This is a genomic window from Microbulbifer variabilis, assembly GCF_020524905.1.
Taxonomy (GTDB): domain Bacteria; phylum Pseudomonadota; class Gammaproteobacteria; order Pseudomonadales; family Cellvibrionaceae; genus Microbulbifer; species Microbulbifer variabilis_A.
In genome coordinates this window covers 210310-224700 of sequence record NZ_JAIVKI010000002.1, presented here as the reverse complement: position 1 = coordinate 224700, position 14391 = coordinate 210310, and the positions used below count along the sequence as shown (strand labels likewise).

General features: G+C 43.0%; 15 protein-coding genes. All 15 read left to right on the top strand.

Going from position 1 to position 14391, the window contains the following annotated elements; translation table 11 throughout:
* Window positions 1-6: 6 nt before the first annotated feature.
* The 15 genes from LC073_RS03975 to LC073_RS03905 all read left to right on the top strand — a co-directional run bounded on the left by LC073_RS03975 (window position 7) and on the right by LC073_RS03905 (window position 14380).
* Window positions 7-261 (top strand): acyl carrier protein, encoded by a 255-nt coding sequence (locus LC073_RS03975; protein WP_226643741.1) that lies wholly within the window; start codon window positions 7-9, stop codon window positions 259-261.
* A complete protein-coding gene (locus LC073_RS03970; RefSeq protein ID WP_226643739.1) occupies window positions 258-809 on the top strand; it encodes a hypothetical protein in 552 nt (183 codons plus the stop codon). The genes LC073_RS03975 and LC073_RS03970 overlap by 4 nt, the downstream gene beginning before the upstream one ends.
* Window positions 810-818: 9 nt before the next feature.
* The gene (locus LC073_RS03965; protein ID WP_226643737.1) at window positions 819-2525 is read left to right on the top strand and encodes an AMP-binding protein; all 1707 of its coding nucleotides are present in this window, start codon (window positions 819-821) and stop codon (window positions 2523-2525) included.
* Entirely contained in the window at window positions 2518-3258 is a 741-nt protein-coding gene (locus LC073_RS03960) for a glycosyltransferase family 2 protein (RefSeq protein ID WP_226643735.1), read from the top strand. Before LC073_RS03965 ends, LC073_RS03960 begins: the two co-directional genes overlap by 8 nt.
* A gap of 170 nt (window positions 3259-3428) precedes the next feature.
* On the top strand, window positions 3429-4178 hold the full coding sequence (locus tag LC073_RS03955) for a hypothetical protein (protein WP_226643732.1): 750 nt from the start codon (window positions 3429-3431) through the stop codon (window positions 4176-4178).
* On the top strand, window positions 4175-5737 hold the full coding sequence (locus LC073_RS03950; RefSeq protein WP_226643730.1) for an HAL/PAL/TAL family ammonia-lyase: 1563 nt from the start codon (window positions 4175-4177) through the stop codon (window positions 5735-5737). The genes LC073_RS03955 and LC073_RS03950 overlap by 4 nt, the downstream gene beginning before the upstream one ends.
* Window positions 5724-6158, top strand: a complete 435-nt coding sequence (locus LC073_RS03945) for an acyl-CoA thioesterase (protein WP_226643728.1) — start codon at window positions 5724-5726, stop codon at window positions 6156-6158. Before LC073_RS03950 ends, LC073_RS03945 begins: the two co-directional genes overlap by 14 nt.
* Window positions 6158-6775 carry a LolA family protein gene (locus tag LC073_RS03940; protein WP_226643726.1) on the top strand — a complete coding sequence of 206 codons (618 nt, stop codon included), beginning with the start codon at window positions 6158-6160 and terminating at the stop codon, window positions 6773-6775. The genes LC073_RS03945 and LC073_RS03940 overlap by 1 nt, the downstream gene beginning before the upstream one ends.
* A gap of 4 nt (window positions 6776-6779) precedes the next feature.
* Complete coding sequence (locus LC073_RS03935) at window positions 6780-9038, top strand: MMPL family transporter (RefSeq protein ID WP_226643724.1); 2259 nt, start codon at window positions 6780-6782, stop codon at window positions 9036-9038.
* A 6-nt stretch (window positions 9039-9044) separates the two neighbouring features.
* Window positions 9045-10274, top strand: a complete 1230-nt coding sequence (locus LC073_RS03930; RefSeq protein ID WP_226643722.1) for an NAD(P)/FAD-dependent oxidoreductase — start codon at window positions 9045-9047, stop codon at window positions 10272-10274.
* The gene (locus LC073_RS03925; protein WP_226643720.1) at window positions 10259-10810 is read left to right on the top strand and encodes a DUF3261 domain-containing protein; all 552 of its coding nucleotides are present in this window, start codon (window positions 10259-10261) and stop codon (window positions 10808-10810) included. The genes LC073_RS03930 and LC073_RS03925 overlap by 16 nt, the downstream gene beginning before the upstream one ends.
* Before the next feature lie 2 nt (window positions 10811-10812).
* Window positions 10813-11973 (top strand): beta-ketoacyl-ACP synthase, encoded by a 1161-nt coding sequence (locus LC073_RS03920; RefSeq protein WP_226643718.1) that lies wholly within the window; start codon window positions 10813-10815, stop codon window positions 11971-11973.
* Between the two features lie 5 nt (window positions 11974-11978).
* Window positions 11979-12425 carry a hotdog family protein gene (locus tag LC073_RS03915; protein ID WP_226643716.1) on the top strand — a complete coding sequence of 149 codons (447 nt, stop codon included), beginning with the start codon at window positions 11979-11981 and terminating at the stop codon, window positions 12423-12425.
* Window positions 12426-13154: a 3-oxoacyl-ACP reductase FabG gene (gene fabG / locus LC073_RS03910; protein ID WP_226643714.1), complete on the top strand. Its 729-nt coding sequence runs from the start codon at window positions 12426-12428 to the stop codon at window positions 13152-13154.
* Window positions 13154-14380: a beta-ketoacyl-ACP synthase gene (locus tag LC073_RS03905; RefSeq protein ID WP_226643712.1), complete on the top strand. Its 1227-nt coding sequence runs from the start codon at window positions 13154-13156 to the stop codon at window positions 14378-14380. The genes fabG and LC073_RS03905 overlap by 1 nt, the downstream gene beginning before the upstream one ends.
* Window positions 14381-14391: the final 11 nt, after the last annotated feature.

Genomic DNA, 14391 nt, shown 5'->3' with positions numbered 1-14391 from the left:
GTTTATATGTTGAAAGATAGAGAAGATATATTATCAAAATTGACCGAAATTCTTGTTGAGATGTTTGAGGTTGATGAAGAAGATATAACAGAAGATGCCCATCTTTCCGAAGATCTAGATATTGATAGCATTGATGCTGTTGACCTGATTGTTCGTTTGAAAGAGCTTACAGGTAAAAAAATTGCACCTGAAGAATTTAAGAGTGTGAGAACAGTAGGGGACGTTGTAAGCGCAATCCAAAAGGTAATGGAAGAGCAGTGAGTCGTTTCGCGCAGTTGATATTGGTCATAATTCTGACTCTTTACCCGTTTGCGATCTATCTTGGTATTGAATACCTGTCTCTTGGCAGTATTTTGATATTAATGTTAATCGTCGCAATCTTGCGGGTGTTGATTGGCAGCGCGAAAAAAACGATTGGTACAAAGTTACTGGCTTTAGCCTTGGCTCTTGCCGTTGGAATTTCTTGGCTAAGGGATGATCCAGCTGGGCTTCTTTGGTATCCAGTCCTTTGTAACCTGATATTATTTTCAGTGTTTTTTTATAGTTTAAAGCAACCCCAAACCTTAGTGGAGCGGTTAGCTCGCCTAATGGAGCCGGACTTACCGCCTGAAGGGGTTCTGTACACACGTAAAGTAACCAAAGCTTGGTGTCTTTTCTTTTTACTGAATGGGGGTCTCGCACTGGCAACCGTTATAAACGGTAATATGAAACTGTGGACTATTTATAATGGGCTGGTTTCATATGTATTAATGGGAATTATGATGAGCTGCGAATGGATATTGCGCCGTCGTATCCAGAATAAGGTGTGAGTTAAAGCCGTGAACGAAGTACTGTTCGAACAGCTGTTTGCTTACAGAAATGACAAAGCCATTGTAAGTTATACCAGCCGTGGAAAAATTTCCTTTGCACAATTTAAGCATGACTTGGCTTTTGTGGCTAGGGACCTGAAGGAAGTCATAGAGAAAAGAGGATCTACGAGTGTGGCCCTCTTCTGTGAAGATACCTATGAATTTAGTCTTCTGTTTTTTTCAGCTCTTTCTTGCGCTCAAAAGGTTATTATTCCTGCAAACAACAAACGTTTCACACAGAAAAATATCGATGAAGAAACTCTTTTGTTGGGTACTTGGTTAAATTGCCCATCTTTTAGGGTCGATATACCAGAAAACCACAGCAGTAATATTTCTCCTCCCAAAAGCTTTTCAACAGAAATTCGATTATTCACCTCGGGTAGCAGCGGTGAGCCACAGCTTGTTGTTAAATCTTTATGGCAGTTATTGGCTGAAGTGAAGGCGCATGAGTTGAGCTGGCCATCTCAGCTCACTGGTACAACGACTTTAGCAACAGTGAGTCACCAACATATTTATGGCCTTTTGTTTAAATTATTATGGCCTCTTTCCAGCGGTCGGCCGTTTGTCAGTAAGACATATGTTGATACCGCTGGTCTACTTAATGATTCTCACAAATATGCACCATCCGTTTGGATTGCTAGTCCTGCTCAATTAAGTCGTCGCATATCATCCTGGCCTTGGGAATTGGGTAAATCACTAGTAATGATATTTTCTTCCGGTGGACCCTTAAAGGAACTGGATGCTCAGGCTATTTACGATTTATGTGGTGTAGCTCCCCTTGAAATTTATGGGAGTACTGAAACTGGTGGTATTGCTTGGCGCAGTCAAATGAGCCAAAAGGATTGGATCCCTCTGGAAGGTGTAAAGATTGTAAAGACCTCTGATGGTCTTTTACAGGTTTCTTCTCCCTGGTTGCCTCAAGAGTTTATTTGCCAGGATAAAGTGGAAATATATGAAGGTGGCTCATTTGAATTACAGGGGAGGGCCGACCGAATTGTTAAACTTGAAGAAAAAAGAATTTCGTTGACGCAAATAGAATGCCTTTTAATGAGGGGTGAGTATATTAACAAAGCTTACACTCTTGTGATGGAACGAAAACGAAAGACTATTGCGGTAGTAGCCACATTAACTGAGTCTGGATTTAAAATATTGAAGAACAATGGGAAAGCATTTCTGATCCGAAAGTTGAGAGAGAGTCTTTCCGAAGATGTGGATGGTGTCGCCTTACCACGTTCCTGGCGCTTTGTTGATGAAATGCCGACCAATTCACAGGGAAAAATAACGAGAGACCTGCTAATGCAGCTTTTTGATGTAATGCCTGCGGCAATGGTGCCACAGATTATTAACTGCAATTTTTTAGATAATAGTGGGAAAGTTGAGTTCTCAGTAAATAACGATCTTCCTTGCCTGGCCGGCCATTTTGATGGATCTCCAGTAGTGCCTGGTGTGGTTCAATTGGATTGGGCCATGCATTTCGGCAGGACTCTTTTAAAAAATAATAGTACTTTTTCCCACATGGAAGTTATCAAGTTTAAACAGCTAATGATACCAGGTGACAGAGTTGAACTGGCACTGGAGTTTAATCAGGAAAAAAACAAACTAAATTTTTCTTTTCATAATGCTAATGATAACGGAACAGAATATAGCAGTGGTAGGTTGTGCTTTAGCCATGTCTAAATTTTGTTTTGTAATACCGGTTTACAATCACGAAGGCGCGATTGCAGAAACGCTTGGGTCCCTGGATACATTCAATCTTCCATATATCTTGGTGGATGATGGCTGTGATGAATCCTGCCGTAAGGAATTACAACGTTTAGAAAAGAGCTATGGCTCTCAAGTTCACCTGGTAATTCATCAGGTAAATGGTGGAAAAGGTGCAGCTGTAAAGAGTGGTCTACGAGCTGCGAAAGAACTTGGATATAGCCACGCAATTCAAGTCGATGCCGATGGCCAGCATAGCCCAGCCGATATCCCACAATTCTTTGAACAGAGTAAGAAATTTCCCAGAGCGCTAATATGTGGATATCCCTTATATGATAAATCTGTACCTAAAGTACGCCTATGGGGCCGTTATCTAACCCATATCTGGATATGGATTAATACACTTTCTCTAAAGATTAAGGATTCAATGTGCGGATTGCGTTGCTACCCCATATCCTTAGTGGTCAACCTGCTCGATAGAGAATTTACTGGAGATAGAATGGATTTTGACCCTGAGATCCTTGTGCGATGGTACTGGAATAAAGGAGAACTTCAACAGGTACCTGTTAATGTGAGCTACCCAAAAGATGGTGTTTCTCACTTCCGTGGCTTTGAGGATAACTTGTTAATATCGGCGATGCATACACGTTTATTCTTTGGCATGGTCACTCGGACTCTACGCATCTCGAGATTGGGGTTAAAGGTGTGAATAATTTGCACTGGTCTAAATATCGGGAGCAGGGCTTTTTCCTGGGTATACGATTTTTATTTTGGCTCCATCATAGATTGGGCCCTATTGCTTTCAAATTAGCGGTTTATCCAGTGGTGCTGTGTTACTACGTAAAGAATCATAGTGGCCGGAACTCGATAAAAGAGTATTTGGAATTATTTGCAAAGCGTTATCCAAATAGCAGTATTAAGCCTAGTTGGTTGTCAGGATTTAGAGTTTTTCTCAATTTTGCAGATAGCGCTAGAGAAAAACTGGAAGCCTGGTTTGTGGGTATTCCTGATAGCCAGGTTAATTTCCCAAAAAGAGCGGGCCTTCACCAGTTGGCAGCAAGTGGTCAGGGTGGTGTGATTATCGGGTCTCACCTTGGAAATTTAGAGGTATGCCGGGCACTTGGTAGCCTGACCAAAGTACGGGTAAATGTATTGGTGCATACCAAACATGCCGTAAAGTTTAATCGCATGATGAAGATGCTCAACCCACTTAGCCAGGTAAGACTTATTCAGGTAACTGAAGTATCTCCGGCATTGGCAATGCGGCTCTCGGAGGCCGTTGAAGCTGGAGAGCTAGTCGTAATTGTTGGTGATAGAACGCCGATTAATTCGCTAGGACGTACCTGTAAGGCAGAGTTTCTAGGGCGTAGGGCACCTTTTCCTCAGGGTCCCTACATTCTCGCCTCCTTATTAAAGTGCCCGGTTTATACATTGTTCTGTCTCCGTAGCGCCTCTGGTTACGATATCTATATGGAAAAACTCTGTGATCATGTCGTGATGAAGCGTGGCGATCGAGAGGGACATATCCGCTCCCTAGTTGAGGAATTTGCACGAAGGTTAGAGCGCTATTGCCAGATAGCACCTTTGCAATGGTATAACTTTTACCCATTCTGGGATCAGCAAAAATGAATTCAGCAGTACTACAACGCACCCAAATAGTCTTTGATGGGAAAGATCTATCAATTGACCAGGTAAATACTATCGCAGCTGGCCGTGGTGATATCTCTTTATCAGAGGAAGAGAGTTTTGTTAGCAGGATAAATCGCGGTGCTGAATTCCTTGATAGCCTTTGGCAAAAGGAAGGCGTGATTTATGGTGTAACTACTGGTTATGGCGACTCCTGTACCGAAAGTATTCCCGCAGACTTAGTTGAAGAATTGCCTCACCGGTTGTTCACTTTTCATGGTTGTGGAATGGGGGAAGTCTTTACTCTTGAGCAGAGTAGGGCAATCGTTGCAGCAAGAATTGCCAGCCTTGCAAAAGGTAGTTCTGGAGTTCGATATCGGTTATTACAGCAACTTGTTTTACTACTTCAAAAAGACATCATACCAGTAATACCACAAGAGGGCTCAGTTGGAGCCAGTGGTGATTTGACCCCGTTATCCTACGTTGCTGCAGTTTTATGCGGAGAGCGAAAGGTTTGGTATCGGGGCGATCAGAGAGATACCGCTGAAGTATTTGGTGAACTGAAGATTGAGCCATTGAAGCTGCGCCCAAAAGAGGGGTTGGCAATAATGAATGGCACTGCTGCGATGACTGGATTGGCTTGTCTGGCTTATAAACGCGCTGAATATCTTGCACAATTAAGCGCTCGTATTACTTCTATGATGAGTATTGCTTTAGATGGCAATGCCTACCATTTCGATAGTGCACTTTTTGCTGTGAAGCCTCACCCTGGTCAAAACCAAATTGCAAAATGGATTCATGATGATCTAAATGTAGGTGCTGCACCAAGACAGAATAGTCGATTGCAAGACCGCTATTCATTGCGATGTGCTCCCCATGTAATTGGTGTATTACAGGATTCCCTACCGTGGTTTAAACAGTTTATTCATAATGAATTAAACAGTGCCAATGACAATCCGATTATTGATGGTGAGAATGAGAGAGTACTTCACGGCGGGCATTTTTATGGTGGTCATATCGCTTTTGCCATGGACAGTCTGAAAAATGCGGTAGCAAATCTTTCTGATTTACTGGATCGACAAATAGCCCAACTGGTTGACGTTAAGTTTAATAATGGACTGCCTGCTAACTTATCCGGAGCTTCAGGGTCCCGTAGATCGATTAACCACGGGTTTAAGGCTGTTCAAATTGGTGCTAGTGCCTGGACTGCTGAAGCATTAAAACAAACCATGCCCGCGAGTGTCTTTTCCAGGTCTACGGAATGTCACAACCAGGATAAGGTTAGCATGGGCACAATTGCAGCTCGGGATTGTATTAGGGTATTACAGCTAACTGAACAGACAACTGCTGCAGCGCTAATGGTGGCGTGGCAAGGCATACAACTTCGTGTTCATACTGGCACTCTGGCTTTGGAGAAACTGTCAACTGCGCTTAATAACACAATTACGCAGGTAGCAGATGAGTTTTCTTTCTTGGAGGAAGACATAGAGCTTGAACAGCCTTTAAGAAAGTTTGTTACATTGATTCAACAAAGGCATTGGCGCTTGTATGAAAACAAGTAAATCGAGACGTCCAGAAAAATGGTCCGCGCAAGTTGAATTACAAATTCCATTCCATGATGTAGATATGATGGAGGTGGCTTGGCACGGGCATTATACTAAGTACTTTGAAATTGCCCGTTGTTCTTTGCTTGATCAACTGGATTACAACTACCCACAGATGAAAGAGTCTGGTTATGCCTGGCCGGTAATCGATTTACAAGTGCGCTATGTAAAACCGTTACGTTTTCAACAATGGATTGTTGTTCATGCCGAGATATCCGAGTATGAAAATCGATTTAAGATTAATTACACAATTACAGATAGAGATACAGGAGTTCGGTTGACAAAAGGGTATACGGTACAAGTAGCGGTTGAAATCAAAAGCTCAGAAATGTTGTTTGCCTCGCCCCCAATTTTATTAGAAAAGTTGGGAGTTAACTAGTGAAATCCATCAGTCTCCTATTCATATCTATAATTACATTATTGATTTCCACAGTAGTTTTTGCTTTGACTTCAGAACAACTGCAAGCTTTAAAAGAGATAGAACAAAAAGTAGATTCTTCTCCGCAGATGCTTGGTACATTTTCTCAAACAAAAATACTGCCACAATTGCCAAGGCCGCTGGTTTCTAATGGTATTTTAGCTGTTTCTGAAAATATAGGACTGAGTTGGCGAATTAATAGCCCTATTGAGTCACATCGCATTTTTAAAATTGCTAGCAGTGAAAATGATAGTCAATCTCCTAATGATATTATAGAAAGCCATGTAGCTGATCCCTTAATACAGATTGTCAATGGTGATTTTTCAAAGCTTAGCCAATCTTTTATTTTGAATCCAAAAATTGAGGATGAGTATTGGCAAATTAAGCTAGTCCCCAAGCAGGAATCTTTTAGAAATATCATCCAATCGATTGAAGTAACAGGTGATGAAAAAATTCGAAGAATTACTCTGGCTGAAGCCAGCAAGGCCATCACTGAAATAAAAATTGAAAATTTTCATTCAGTTGAACCAAATAATGGGCAACTTTTGAGTGAATTTTCCGAAGATAACCAGAAATAATTTCATGTCCCGTCGAGTTGCTATTTGGTTTTGTTTTGTTGGCCTACTTATAGTTCTAACGATATTTCGTTATCATGAAGGCTGGCTTCAAACAGATATTTTACAGTTAGCAGATAGTAGTAGCTCGCTGAGTAGTGAGAAGATTCAGAAAAAGGTCAATCAGCAATTACAAGGTAGTCTAATTTGGGTTTTGGTCTCTAAAGAAAAAGATGTACAGAACTTAGCTAGAAATACACATGTGCTGGCAAACAAGCTAAATTCAAGTAAAACCTTATTGTCTGTAGAATATCGTTGGGCCGATTCTGAAAACTATAAAAAGGAATGGGAACAACTTTTCCCACTGCGCCAGCAGTTACTAAGTCCTATTGATAGAGCTATTTTTAATGATCGGCCAGAACAGATCGTGCGGCGCCAGCTCGGTAAACTCTATGGGCCTGATGGTGCTGGAATTGATTTGGAGATGGATCCTTTTTCAACGTTTCGTAATTATTTTACGTCTGATATAGGAGTTACTCCAGAAGTCGTTGATGGTATTCCAATTCATAAGATGGAAAAGCAAGTTTATACCTTGCTTTTTACTGTAGCCGCACCGGTGGATTTGACAACGAATGGTGACTCATCGCTCCTTTCTTTACAGAAAGAACTAAAACTTTGGGCCATTAAAAATGGATCCTCATTACTTGTAGCTGGAGCTCCCCTGCACACAGAATATGCAGCAGCGCTGGCACAAAGTGAAATACGACTGATTGGTGCTCTCTCAATCATTACTATTTGTATTTTGTGTATTTTAGTTTTTCGTTCTCTAAAACCTCTTATTGCTTCTACTTTTGCAATTCTTTGTGGTGTAATTAGCGGCATCTCCGGCGTCATTATAATATTGGGTCAAATACATATATTGGCCTTTGTTTTTGGTTCTACAATTTCTGGGCTGGCAATAGACTACGCATTTCATTTCATCTGTAATAGATTGAGGCTTGGCGAGCCAAAGGATAAAGATATTCTGCCGAGCCTACTCTTGGGTTTGATATCAAGCTGCTTGGCCTTCTTCTCCCTTACCTTGACACCATTCCCTCTTTTAAAACAAATAGGAGTTTTTGTTGGTTGTGGATTAATTGGTGCCTGGTTGACTGTAATTTTACTTTTTCCAAGTTGGATTAACATTAAACCAAGAGCTTTATCCTTTTCCAAGCAGGTGCTCAAATTAAATATTAGCTACTATCTATTCCCACTGGTGGGTTTTTTAGTTTTGGGCGCTATAGCGCTTCAGAAAATCCAATTTAATGATGATTTGTCTTTATTTTATCAACCACCAGAATTCCTGCAGCAGGATGAAGCTCATATTAACTCATTGATTAAATCACGGCCTGACTCTCGTTATTTCCTTATTTCTGGTAAAGATGAACAAGAAGTATTGAGCAGAGAATGGCAGCTAAGAAGTCAGTTAAACAGGTTAGTAGAAAAGCAGATAATCAGTGGCTTTCAAGGGGTTACAAATCGCGTACCTCCAAAAGAGGTTCAGATATCTGATTGGAATCTACTCTCGAAATTTTATCGAGGAGATGCAGCGAGATCTTTCTATCAGCAGCTTGGATATTCAAAGCGAGAGATAGATCAGCAAATAGAGTCAAAAAACAAACCTTTCTATACACTAAGCTTCTCTGACTGGCTGTCAGTAGCGAGCCGTCAATACCAAGGACTTTGGTTAGGCTGTGAAGATAATGACTGTTATTCTATAGTACGTATTTATGGTCTGAAGGATGAACTTTCTAGTTTAGAATTAATACCAGGTGTTGTTTATGTAGATACCACCAAGAGTATCTCGGAAATTATGTCGCAACAACGTGACCTACTATTACAGTTGCTACCATTAATATTCGCAGTTGTATTTTTTGTAACTGTTTTCAGAGTTGGAATAAGTAAATCTTTAAGTATTGTTGTTATGCCTTCCAGTGCTGTATTGGGCACTTTAGCGATAATTATTTTTCTGGGGGCAGCAATTAATTTATTCCATGTTGCAGCCTTGTTACTCGTTTTTGGTATAGGCATTGATTACGCAATATTTAGTCATACAAGCCAGAAAGAAGAGCAACATTATACGTTGTTAGCTATCGCTATGGCTGGGTTAACAACCTTGTTAGGCTTTGGGTTACTGGCATTATCTGCCACACCGGCTATCGCAAATTTTGGGTTAGTTCTTGCTGTGGGTACAGTATTAACCTTGATATTGGCATTTTTATATTTTTGTACACGGGGTAAAGGATAATAGCCAATGAAGGAAATTAAATCAGATGTTGTTATTATTGGTGCCGGACCTGCTGGAGCAGTAGCGGGTGCTTTGTTGGCTAGAAATGGCTGGCGTGTCTCGATAGTTGAGCGTGAGATGTTCCCTCGCTTCTCTATAGGTGAGAGTTTGCTGGCACAATGTATGGAATCCCTTGAAAACGCGGATATGTTGGAGGCGGTAAAATCAGCCGGCTTCCAATTTAAAAATGGCGCTGCTTTCGAATGCGGCGGTGCTCGTACTTCATTTGACTTCCGTGAAAAATTCTCACCAGGACATGGTACTACTTTCCAGGTGCAGCGAGCCAAGTTTGACAAAATATTGGCCGATGAAGCCGAGCGCCAGGGAGTAATAATTTACTATCGTCATTCTATAGTTTCAGTGGATATTTCGGAAAATAGTGCAGAGCTGATCGCAGAGCACAATGGCGAAAAGCTTGCTTTTTACGGCCGTTTTGTCCTGGATGCGAGTGGTTTTGGTCGTGTTCTACCAAAATTTTTGGATCTGGATCGTCCATCAGAGTTTCCTGTACGTGAATCCGTATTCACACATGTAGAAGATAATATTACCGATAATAATTTTGATAGAGATAAAATTCTTATCACAGTTCATCCTAGTGAGAGGGATATTTGGTACTGGTTAATACCCTTTGCCGATGGCAGAGCTTCTATTGGAGTTGTTGGTGAGAAGGAAAAAATAGCAGCTTGGGGACAGGAACCAGAGCAGATTTTGAAAGGTGCTATCTCGTCTGCACCATCTCTGGAAAAAACCTTACGCCATGCAAAGTTTGATTCCGAGATTCAACGTATTCGTGGATATTCAAGCAATGTAACCAAGCTGGCAGGTCCAGGTTTTGCCCTTTTGGGAAATGCCGGTGAATTCCTGGATCCCGTGTTTTCATCCGGCGTTACCATCGCAATGAAATCATCAGAATTAGCTGCTGAGTGTCTACATCGTCAGCTTTCTGGCGAGACTGTTGATTGGGATAAAGAGTTTTCTGAACCCTTGAAGCACGGTGTCGAAGTTTTTAAAACATATGTTAAGGCTTGGTATGACGGCCGTTTTCAGGATGTAATTTTTTATCAGACCGAGCAAAAAGAAATTAAAAGAATGATTTGCTCAATATTGGCTGGCTATGCCTGGGATAAGAAAAATCCGTTTGTTGTTGCAGCGGAGCGCAGATTAAATACGCTGGTGGAAATATGCTCCGCTGGTTAGTACTTTTTATTAGTATTCTGACTCTCGTGGGTTGTATTTCCCCAAGGGTAGCAAATGATAAGCCAAAAAGTTGGCCTCTGGCTCCTCTTTTAGTTGAGCAAACGCGTCAGCTGAATCAGCATTTGCGCATTGTCTATCAAAACAATGTGTATGAAGTGATTGCTGCCACTTTGCTCTCTGCAGAACACTTGAAAGTTTCGTTGCTCAGCCCTGAGGGTATGAGTCTGTTGGATGTCATATATGACGGTAACGAGATCAGCACTCATTACTACATGCGTAAAGCGACGAGCCTGCCACCTGAAAAATTGTTAGCAGACCTCCAATTCGTATACTGGCCTGTTCCTCAGCTGCAAGAACAATTACCTGTTGGTTGGAAGCTGGAAGAGTCCATAGTTGACGGGACTTATACCCGTCAGCTTTTCCATAATGGGCAAGTGACTACAGAGGCACGCTTCAGTACTAATGATATTTGGGAAGCCCAAATTGAACTGGAGCATAAACGACTTGGTTACAGGTTAAGCATCAGGAATTTTTAGGTATGACAAATTTCTATCTTAATCATATGGGCATCATTTGTACCATGGGAGATTCTGCTGAATCGGTAGCAAACTCCCTGTTTCGCGGTGATGGTTCTTCTATGCAACCCGATGAAAGCCGATTACCAAACTATCTGGGAAACCTGGGTATTGTGAAGGGGAAGTTGCCAGAATTACCGGATTCGCTACGAGCTTATCATTGCCGTAATAATCAGCTCGCTTTGGCTGCACTGGAGCAAATCGAATCAGAGATCGGTGGCCTGATTGAAAGATATGGTGCAGGCCGAGTTGGAGTGGTTATGGGAACCTCAACCTCTGGCATCGATTCTGGTGAATCCTACCTTAGTGGTAAAAGAGACACGGGCTATAATTATCGCCTTCAACAACAAATGGCGGGTCTTAGTAGTTTTGTAGCAAAGTACCTGGGTGTGCAAGGCGTAAGACTTACAGTTTCTACAGCGTGTTCATCCAGTGCCAATGCCCTTGCCAGCGCCCGACGTCTTCTCTTTACCGATATTTGTGATGCTGTCGTTGTTGGTGGTGTGGACTCTCTTTGTGGTATGACGATTCGAGGCTTTCATAGCTTGGGAGCACTCAGTGCCGGTCGGACCAATCCTTTTAGTGTTAATAGGGATGGCATTAACCTTGGGGAAGCCGGTGCAATATTTGTGATGACCAAAGAACCAGGGCCTGTGGTTTTATCCGGTGTTGCTGCCACGTCCGATGCCCACCATATTTCGGCTCCAGATCCAGAGGGGCGCGGTGCGGAGGCCTGTATGCGCGGAGCACTGGAAAATGCGAGCTTAGATGCAACTGATATTGATTATCTAAACCTCCATGGTACTGGTACACCGCATAATGACTCAATGGAGGCTTTAGCCGTTGAGAGGGTGTTTGGAAGCGAGCTGCCTTGCTCTTCCACTAAACCTTTAACCGGGCACACATTGGGTGCCGCTGGTGCTCTTGAAGCGGCCTTTTGTTGGCTTGCTCTTCAACATGATCAACTTCCCCCCCATCAGTATGATGGTCAATATGATCCAGAGATTGTGCGGCTAAACCTGTATCAGGGGTGCAAAGCTCCTGGAAAATTGCGCTATGTAATGAGTAACTCCTTTGCATTTGGTGGGAGTAACTGCTCGGTAATTTTAGGGAGTCAGAGGTAAAATACGTGCAAAAATATATTGCTGAAGAATTAGTTCCACATAGTGGAAATATGTCACTTCTCGATGAAGTAGTGTCAGTAGGTGAGGAACAACTACAGGCAAAATTGCGGGTTCGAGATGACGGAATTTTTTCTCGCAATGGCCATGTTCCCGCCTATGTGGGAATTGAGTATATGGCCCAGACAATAGCGGCATTTTCCGGCTACCACGCGAAGGAACGAGGTGAAGAGGTTCGCCTGGGCTTTCTATTGGGTACCCGTAAATTTTTATCTAATGTTGAAAGTTATCGCTGTGGTGAAGAATTGACAATTAATGTCCAGCGTCTGCTGCAGGCTGAGAATGGCATGGCGACATTTGAGTGTGAAATAACGGGGCCCGCTATCGAGCAAACTGCACGGTTAAATGTATTTCAACCCGATAATGTTGAACAGTATTTGAAAGGTAGAAATTAAATGTCTGAGTGGATTTTAGTTACGGGCTCAAGCCGTGGCATAGGTCGGGCAATTGCACTTCAGCTGGCAGAAGATGGCTACAACATCGTTTTACATTGTCGCAGCCGAAGTGACCAAGCCGAAGAGGTCGCAAAGGAAATTACTAAGTTAGGACAGAGAAGCAGAATTCTGCAGTTTGATATTTCTGATCGGAACCAGGCCAGAGATATTTTGCTGGAAGATATTGAGGCTCACGGCTGTTACTACGGGGTTGTGTGCAATGCAGGTGTAACTGCTGACAACGCTTTTCCCGCAATGCCTGCCGAGGATTGGGATTCCGTCGTACACACCAATCTGGATGGCTTCTACAACGTCTTACATCCCCTGACCATGCCGCTGGTTAGACGCCGTGCTCCCGGTCGAATTGTTGTGATGACTTCGGTATCTGGTATCGCGGGAAACCGGGGACAGGTAAATTATTCCGCATCTAAAGCTGGCTTGATTGGTGCGAGTAAAGCGCTCGCGCTGGAGCTGGCTAAGCGAAAAATAACTGTAAATTGTGTTGCTCCGGGCCTTATTGATACCGACATGCTGGATGAAGACTTGCCCGTTGAAGACATATTAAAAATGGTACCTGCCCGCAGAATGGGTAAGCCTGAAGAAGTCGCAGCGACTGTAGCCTTTTTGATGCATGAACGAGCTGCTTACATTACCCGTCAAGTTATTTCCGTAAATGGTGGTCTCTGCTAATGAAGCGTGTTGTTGTTACAGGAATGGCCGGAATATCTCCAATCGGCCAAGATTGGGGGTCGGTTAGTGAGTCTTTGCAGAGCCGTCGTTCTGGAATTGTTTATATGGAAGACTGGGACAAGTATGAAGGACTTGAAACTCGTCTTGGTGCCCCAGTAAAAGACTTTGAAAAGCCATCTCATTATAACCGCAAACGCGTTCGAAGTATGGGACGTGTTTCATTAATGGCAGTTTGCGCGAGTGAGATTGCTCTTCAGGATGCTGGATTACTGGATGATCCAATTCTCAAAAGTGGCGCTGCCGGTGTCGCCTATGGTTCTTCTGCGGGAACTCCAGCTGCAATCGCTGACTTCGGCAATATGCTACTAAATCATCGTACTGATGGGCTGAATGCCACCAGCTATATAAAAATGATGTCTCACACGGCTGCGGTCAATATCGGAGTATTTTTTGGCTTATGTGGGCGGGTTTATACCACTAGCTCCGCTTGTACTTCTGGTAGTCAGGGAATTGGGTATGCCTACGAGGCGATCCGCAATGGTAGCCAGACCATTATGGTCGCTGGTGGCGCAGAGGAGCTGTGTGCAACAGAGGCAGCGGTATTCGATACCCTTTATGCTACCTCAACAAAAAATGATACACCTGAAGCCACTCCACGTCCCTTTGATCGAAACCGGGATGGATTGGTGATCGGAGAAGGCGCTGGCACACTGATTCTGGAGGAGTATGAACACGCTGTTGCACGTGGAGCGAAAATTTATGCGGAAGTTGTTGGCTTTGGGACCAACTCCGATGGTAGCCATGTTACCCAACCTCAGTCGGCGACTATGCAAGTAGCTCTGGAGCAAGCAATAGCTCAATCTGGTGTAGATGCTAATGAGATTGGTTATGTCAGTGCACATGGTACTGCCACGGATCGAGGAGATATCGCCGAGAGCCATGCGACTCGCAATGCGTTTGGTCGTGCTGTGCCTATCAGTTCCCTCAAAAGTTATACCGGCCATACTCTAGGCGCCTGCGGCGCTTTGGAAGCTTGGACAAGTATCCAGATGATGCGCAATGGTTGGTTCCATCCCACAATGAATTTGGCAGAGGTTGACTCTGATTGTGCCGACTTGGAATATATCCAAGGGCTTGGCAAGCATATCGATACAGAATATGTCATGAGTAATAATTTCGCTTTTGGTGGAATAAATACTTCGCTTATCTTTAAACGAAGTACTTAATTAATAGATAA

Excerpts from the sequence above, each read along its gene's own strand:
- LC073_RS03975 (WP_226643741.1), top strand. The coding sequence starts at position 7 with ATGTTGAAAGATAGAGAAGATATATTATCAAAATTGACCGAAATTCTT.
- LC073_RS03960 (WP_226643735.1), top strand. The coding sequence starts at position 2,518 with ATGTCTAAATTTTGTTTTGTAATACCGGTTTACAATCACGAAGGCGCG.
- LC073_RS03950 (WP_226643730.1), top strand. The coding sequence starts at position 4,175 with ATGAATTCAGCAGTACTACAACGCACCCAAATAGTCTTTGATGGGAAA.
- LC073_RS03945 (WP_226643728.1), top strand. The coding sequence starts at position 5,724 with ATGAAAACAAGTAAATCGAGACGTCCAGAAAAATGGTCCGCGCAAGTT.
- LC073_RS03935 (WP_226643724.1), top strand. The coding sequence starts at position 6,780 with ATGTCCCGTCGAGTTGCTATTTGGTTTTGTTTTGTTGGCCTACTTATA.
- LC073_RS03930 (WP_226643722.1), top strand. The coding sequence starts at position 9,045 with ATGAAGGAAATTAAATCAGATGTTGTTATTATTGGTGCCGGACCTGCT.
- LC073_RS03925 (WP_226643720.1), top strand. The coding sequence starts at position 10,259 with ATGCTCCGCTGGTTAGTACTTTTTATTAGTATTCTGACTCTCGTGGGT.
- LC073_RS03920 (WP_226643718.1), top strand. The coding sequence starts at position 10,813 with ATGACAAATTTCTATCTTAATCATATGGGCATCATTTGTACCATGGGA.
- fabG (WP_226643714.1), top strand. The coding sequence starts at position 12,426 with ATGTCTGAGTGGATTTTAGTTACGGGCTCAAGCCGTGGCATAGGTCGG.
- LC073_RS03905 (WP_226643712.1), top strand. The coding sequence starts at position 13,154 with ATGAAGCGTGTTGTTGTTACAGGAATGGCCGGAATATCTCCAATCGGC.